A 6,225-nucleotide genomic window follows, 5' to 3' on the forward strand; every position below is an offset into this window, starting at 1 on the left:
AGAGTTTAGACAAAAGTATTCTGCAATGAGTAAAGGTGGCTATGAAATGGAAGCAAAAGAAGAAGCACAACCACTAGGCGAAAAATACATAGCAAAACAACAAAAGAAAATTGAAAAGATTTTAAGTAAAAGGAGAATAAATGCTTTCTTTTATTAAAGAATTAATAAAAAAATCTTTATTTGTTGGTTTGAGTTTAGCGTTTTTTATCATTGCTATTTTCGCTTTTTTAATGCTTGTTCAGTATTCATACGATATCTATAGTAAATACTTTAGTTCAACTTATGATAAATTTCTTAAAACCAAAAAAGAGCTTTGCTCTCTTGAAAGGCAATTAGAGGTAGAAGGCTATTTATTATTTTGGGATTTTAAAAATGAGTATACAAATTATAAATATGATTATTCTAAAAGCGGATATAAATGTAATTTAGAAAAAGAAGAAAAATATAAAAGAGCAATTGCAAATTATTTTAAATTAAGTAATGCAAAAATATATGAAGTGCAAAATTATAATAGCATTGATGAAGTTAAATCTCTTAAAACTTTAGATAGTTTAGAATTAAAAGAAGTTAATGAATTTAACAATAATCTAGTATTTTTTGAAAAAAGATTTTTTGATAAAAATTCATTTCAATTTATAGATGGAGATGAAATGCAAGTAATGTTATATAACTCATATACTAAGGAAAAAGAAGAGAGAGAATATTATATAGATGGGTGTGGTTATGTAATCCCAACATATAAAATAAAATACAATTAAGGAGAGAAAATGGCTGAAATAAAATTGGATTTATATGATGATTTAAGTGCATGTATAGTTGCAAAAACTGCTAATTTAAATGGTGTAAAAAAATTTTTTAATTATGAGTTGGACTATTTTAAAGTAGATAGTAGGCAGTTTTTTGAAAAATATGGTAACAAAATTAGCCCAGTTGATTTTAAAATGGTTCATGTGTTTTTTTCGGGTAAAACAAGTACAGGTAAAGAACTTAATAAAGATTTGCTTAAAGATGTTGAATTTGATGGGAAAAATTATTATTTAAATCAAAAGCAATTTGCAGAATTATTTTATGGTGATAATAAAAAGCTTTTTACAATAGTTAAAGACATACAAGATGCAACGACATCAATGCAATTATCATCTAAAGGAGTTAATAGTATTGATTTTGCCAAAGATGTTTTTATCTTTAACACGATGGGTATAAAAAATGATGGGGAAGCAATTTACGTCCTTGATGAAAATTTAAAACCTAAAGAAATTAAAAATTTTAATATAAGTATAGCAAATGATAATTTTGATTATAAAGGTGGTGAAGGTACCAAGGCTATCAATTTTATTTTAAACTTATTGTATCCATATACCGTAGAGACAGAACTAAAATTTGATAATTACAAAAAAACCTATAATATTAATTTTAATGAATATGAAACGATTAAAGATCAAAAATATGAAAAACATGCAAAAATAAAATACTATATGTTTGGTTTGATAAAAATAAAAATATTAGATGATTGTGATTTTGTATATACAACGCCTTTTTTAAAAACAAAGTCTGATTTATCTAATATAGTTGAAAAGTTAGACATGCAAAATATTAAATCTATAAGCATATCTGATTCAAGTATAATTCAAATTATTGAAAATAAAGATTTTATCACAATAAGCACTGATAATAATTCTAATTTATCTGATGAAGATTTATTTGATTTAGCACTATTTAGTGGGGCAAATAAGGCTAGTATCAATAATGTTAAATATGATATAAAACAATTAGATAATGATACTTTAAAAGATATTATAGATTATATACCTAGTAAATCGTTTGTGCTAACTAATATTAAGATATTAGTAGGAGAAGAGATTTTATTAGGAGATAATAAAAAATATGTAGTAAAACAAGGCGATACAATCATAGATATTGCAAAAGCAAACAAAATGAGTGTTAAATCTTTAATCAAACTAAATCCAAATTTAATAGAACAAGGAAGAGTTAAATTTTTAGAAGATAAAGTATTGGTTGAAGCAAACGGAGATTTGGCAAAAATATTTGATTATAAAGATTTTGTATCAAGAACCTTTAAAGATACATTTAAAGGGGATTATAGTGATGATTTTAAAAATAGTTTATATAAAAATAAAACTTTAAACATTTTCTATAATCCAATGGCTAAAGTTATAAAATACGACCCACTAGTCCTAGACCTAAACAACAACGGCACAATAGATACAATCACTCTTAATAATTCTAAGGCATTTTTTGACCACAATAATGACAACATAGCTTATAAATCATCTTGGATTAGTAAAGATGATGGATTATTAGTATTAGATAAAAACAATAATAATCTAATAGATAATGGCAATGAATTATTTGGAAACTTTACTGAAATTCCAAGTAGTGATTTTAAAGCTTTAGATACTAACAATAATCAAACCTTAAATCCTACTCAAACCACACTTGCTCTAAACGGCTTTGAAGCCTTAAAGCTTTTAGATAGTAATAAAGACGGAGTAATTGATATAAACGATAAAAAGTTTAACAATCTTAAAATTTGGCAAGACTTAAACGAAGATGGCATAACGCAAATAAACGAGCTAAAGTCTTTAAAAGATTTAAACATAACTAGTATAAATCTAAACTATAAAGATACAAATCAAAAGCTTGATAATGATAACACCATCACTCAAACAGCTACCTTTATCAAGGATGATAAAGAAAGCTTATTAGCTGATATTAATTTTAGCGTTAGTAGTATAGAAAGAGTATTTAAAGACAAGATAAAATATTCAGAAGAAGAATTAAATCTAGCAAATCTTAAAGGCTATGGAGTATTAAGAGATTTAAGGGATGCTGCTTGTTTAGATACTAAATTAAAAGCATTGCTTAAAGATTATTCATCTACAAACAGCAAAGAAGAGCAATTAAATAAGCTTGATAGTCTAATTTATGCTTGGGCTAATACTAATAAAGCTTTAAACAAAGACTTTAACCTATCTAAAACCAAAGAATTTGATAGCAATAATCCTAGCAATACTGATAGTATAAGGGATTTATGGCTTACGCCATCACAAGCTAGAGAATATGCTAATTTTACTATTAGCGAAAGTTTAAAAAATGAGTTTAATGAGCTTAAGCAAAAAATATCAATTATTAATTCATTTTTAGGCGTTAATAATCAAGATTTTTATATAGCTAGTTTAAATGAGTTTAACGAGCTTAGAAATAGCTTTAATAATACTTATGATAGTTTAAGAACTTATGTTTATAAGGGATTGTTATTTCAAACAAGATTAAAAGAATACTATAATGAAATAAACATTACTAGCTACGAAAACAATGGCTCGTATGAGCTTAAATTAGATTTTTCTAAAAGTATAGAAAAATTTAAGGCTATTAATGAAACAAATCCTAAAAAAGCTTTCGTTGATTTAGCTGAGTTTATAACAAGCTTTAAAGATATAAATTCTTTAAATGATTGTGTAATATTACTAGGTGATTTTATAAAAACAATGAATAATTATACTTTAAGTGATTATTTAAAACTTTTAGATGAAGATACTATAAATGCACTATCAACTCAAACAGGAACAAGTGGTAATGATACATTAGTAGGGACAAATTTATTAAATGGTAAAGATACTTTATATGGACTTGATGGCGATGATACCTTAATCGGTGGAATTGGCGATGATACTTTAGTGGGTGGAGCAGGCAATGATACTTATGTTTTTGATAAAGATTTCGGGCACGATACTATCATAAACTACAAATCAAATCTAAATGATATAGATTGTATTAAATTTAACGATGCAAGCATAAATGCCAATAATTTAAAATATGTAAGAAATTATGATGATTTAATGCTGATTAAAGATGATAATAATAGCATTAGAGTTAAAGACTTTTTTGCATATGAAGATTTAAGAAATACTATTGATGAAATCAAATTCGCTAATAATACAAGCATAAATAAGGATGAGATAATTAATAGAGTTTATACACCTACAAATGGTGATGATAACTTTACAATGTTTTTTACAAATAAAGATTATGTAATAACTATGCTAGATGGCAACGATACCATAATCACACATAATGGAGATGATATTATTGATGGTGGGGATGGAGATGATATCATAAGAAGTGGAGCAGGAGCAGACATCATAAATGGTGGCAATGGTAATGATGATATTTATGCAGGAGATGGTGATGATATCATTATAGGCGGAGCAGGAGATGATATCTTGCAAGGCGGTATGGGGAATGATAAGTATATTTATAAAGGAGTTTGGGGGAAAGATACAATAATTAATCTTAGAAATGATAATGCTTATGATGAAATAATCCTAGATGTTAGCTCATCATTTGTAAAAATTACTAGAAATAATGATGATTTAATAATAAACAAGCTAAAAAGTGCTGGTTGGTTTAGAAAAGTGGTTGATGAAAGTTCATCTATAAAAGTTGTAGATTTTTTCAAAAAAGATTATGATATATCTGCTTTAGTATTACAAGATAAGACTTTAAGTGCTAATGATTTAAGACAAATGGTATTAACTCCTACTTGGGGTAATGATACTTTAATTGGAAGTGAATATAGCGATAAAATATATGGCTTATTTGGTAATGATACTTTAATTGGTGGTAAAGGAGATGATTATTTAGACGGCGGTGCTGGAAATGATACATATATCTTTAATAGAAATGATGGAAATGATTATATAAAAGATGCCTTAGGATATGATACTATTAAATTTAATGATATTAGCTTTAGTGAAGTTGTGCTTAAAAAAGATGTAGATAATCTAATCATCAAATATAACAATAATAAAGATAGTGTTACTATATTAGGTAATTTTGGGATAGGATTTAATAAGATTGAAAAATTTGTTTTTAGTGATAAAACTTTATGCTATGATGAGTTTATAAATACAGCCGCAAAAGAATTACCAAGCTATGAGGATTTGGTAAATAAAGTGATTAAACCTGATTTATCATCTTATTTAAAAAACACAGAAAGACTAATACAAGATACGAATGCTTACTCGCCTAATTCATCTGGATTTATTACATATACAGATGATAAAAACAACAATATTCAAGTATATTTATAAACTAAATCCAAATTCTTTAAGAATTTGGATTAGGAATTTGAAATTAAATTAATAATTATTTTTAAATTTTATGGATTTTTTACTAAAACTTTATATTATAAAAAATTAATTAGCAAGTTAAGGCATTTAAATGTTTTTTTATAAAAAATGTGAAGTTTGTAAAAATAAAATTCCTTTACCTAAAACACATGTTTTTGATGAAGATTTAGGATATATAATGAAATGCGATTATTGTGAAGCTATTTACAAACACCAAACAAGAGATATTTTAGGAATTTTGATTTTTATTTGCAATGTTTTTGCTCTTATTTTTAGTGTTATTTTGATGTATGTGTTTTATTGTGTTATAGCTAACGAACTTATATGTTTTTTTATCTTAATATTTTTGTATGGTTATTTTATGCATGTATTTCATATATTAATTATTGATAAATATGTTTTAATTAAAAATACTAAAGAAATTTAATATAGATAATATCGCATCACTTCCTATAAAAAATAGCATATTAAGTCTTGCTATAGCTTTTATATCTACTATTTTATTTTATTGTTATATAAAATATAAAAGCAAAAAATAATAACTTTTAATTCCAACTATTTTTACAATAAAACATTTTTAAATTTATTAAAATCCTAATTTAAATTCCAAAATATTTTATACCATCAATTAACCTGATTGTTTAAAAGAATTTAAATAAACTTATTTGCTATACTAAACCATAAAAGTTGTTTTATATTTGGAGCGATAAATGTATTCTAAGCTAATAGAGTTTATAAGAAAATTATTGTATTGTATATTTGCATTGCTTTGCATACTATTTATATTATCTATTTTATTCATCGGCGCTTTTACAATAATAGAATATTATGTTACAAAACCTTACGATTATAGTGATTTTGTTAAGGTAACAAAGGAATTAAAAAAAGTTGAAGAAATTTTATTAAAGCAAGGATATAAACCATATTATGATTTTGGTGATAAAAGAACATATAAGGTAAATTACAATGAACTTGGATATGGTTGCATTATTGATGAGTTACAAAAACAAAAATACGCTATTCAAAATTTTTTTGAAAGATATCCACATACGCAATTAGAAAAAATCAATAA

General features: G+C 25.0%; 4 protein-coding genes. All 4 read left to right on the forward strand.

The window, feature by feature from the left end; all coding sequences use genetic code 11:
* Positions 1-140 precede the first annotated feature (140 nt).
* Positions 141-758, forward strand: a complete 618-nt coding sequence (locus tag KJQ97_RS08420) for a hypothetical protein (protein WP_214120555.1) — start codon at positions 141-143, stop codon at positions 756-758.
* 9 nt (positions 759-767) lie between these two features.
* Positions 768-5,114 carry an SPM autocatalytic domain-containing protein gene (locus KJQ97_RS08425; RefSeq protein WP_214120556.1) on the forward strand — a complete coding sequence of 1,449 codons (4,347 nt, stop codon included), beginning with the start codon at positions 768-770 and terminating at the stop codon, positions 5,112-5,114.
* Positions 5,115-5,244: 130 nt separating this feature from the next.
* Positions 5,245-5,580, forward strand: a complete 336-nt coding sequence (locus KJQ97_RS08430; protein ID WP_214120557.1) for a hypothetical protein — start codon at positions 5,245-5,247, stop codon at positions 5,578-5,580.
* 283 nt (positions 5,581-5,863) lie between these two features.
* Positions 5,864-6,225 (forward strand): hypothetical protein (locus KJQ97_RS08435; protein WP_214120558.1); only part of this gene is annotated, 362 nt, incomplete at its 3' end.

The sequence above is a fragment of the Campylobacter sp. 2018MI01 genome (assembly GCF_018501205.1).
Lineage (GTDB): Bacteria > Campylobacterota > Campylobacteria > Campylobacterales > Campylobacteraceae > Campylobacter_E.

Excerpts from the sequence above, each read along its gene's own strand:
- KJQ97_RS08420 (WP_214120555.1), top strand. The coding sequence starts at position 141 with ATGCTTTCTTTTATTAAAGAATTAATAAAAAAATCTTTATTTGTTGGT.
- KJQ97_RS08425 (WP_214120556.1), top strand. The coding sequence starts at position 768 with ATGGCTGAAATAAAATTGGATTTATATGATGATTTAAGTGCATGTATA.
- KJQ97_RS08430 (WP_214120557.1), top strand. The coding sequence starts at position 5,245 with ATGTTTTTTTATAAAAAATGTGAAGTTTGTAAAAATAAAATTCCTTTA.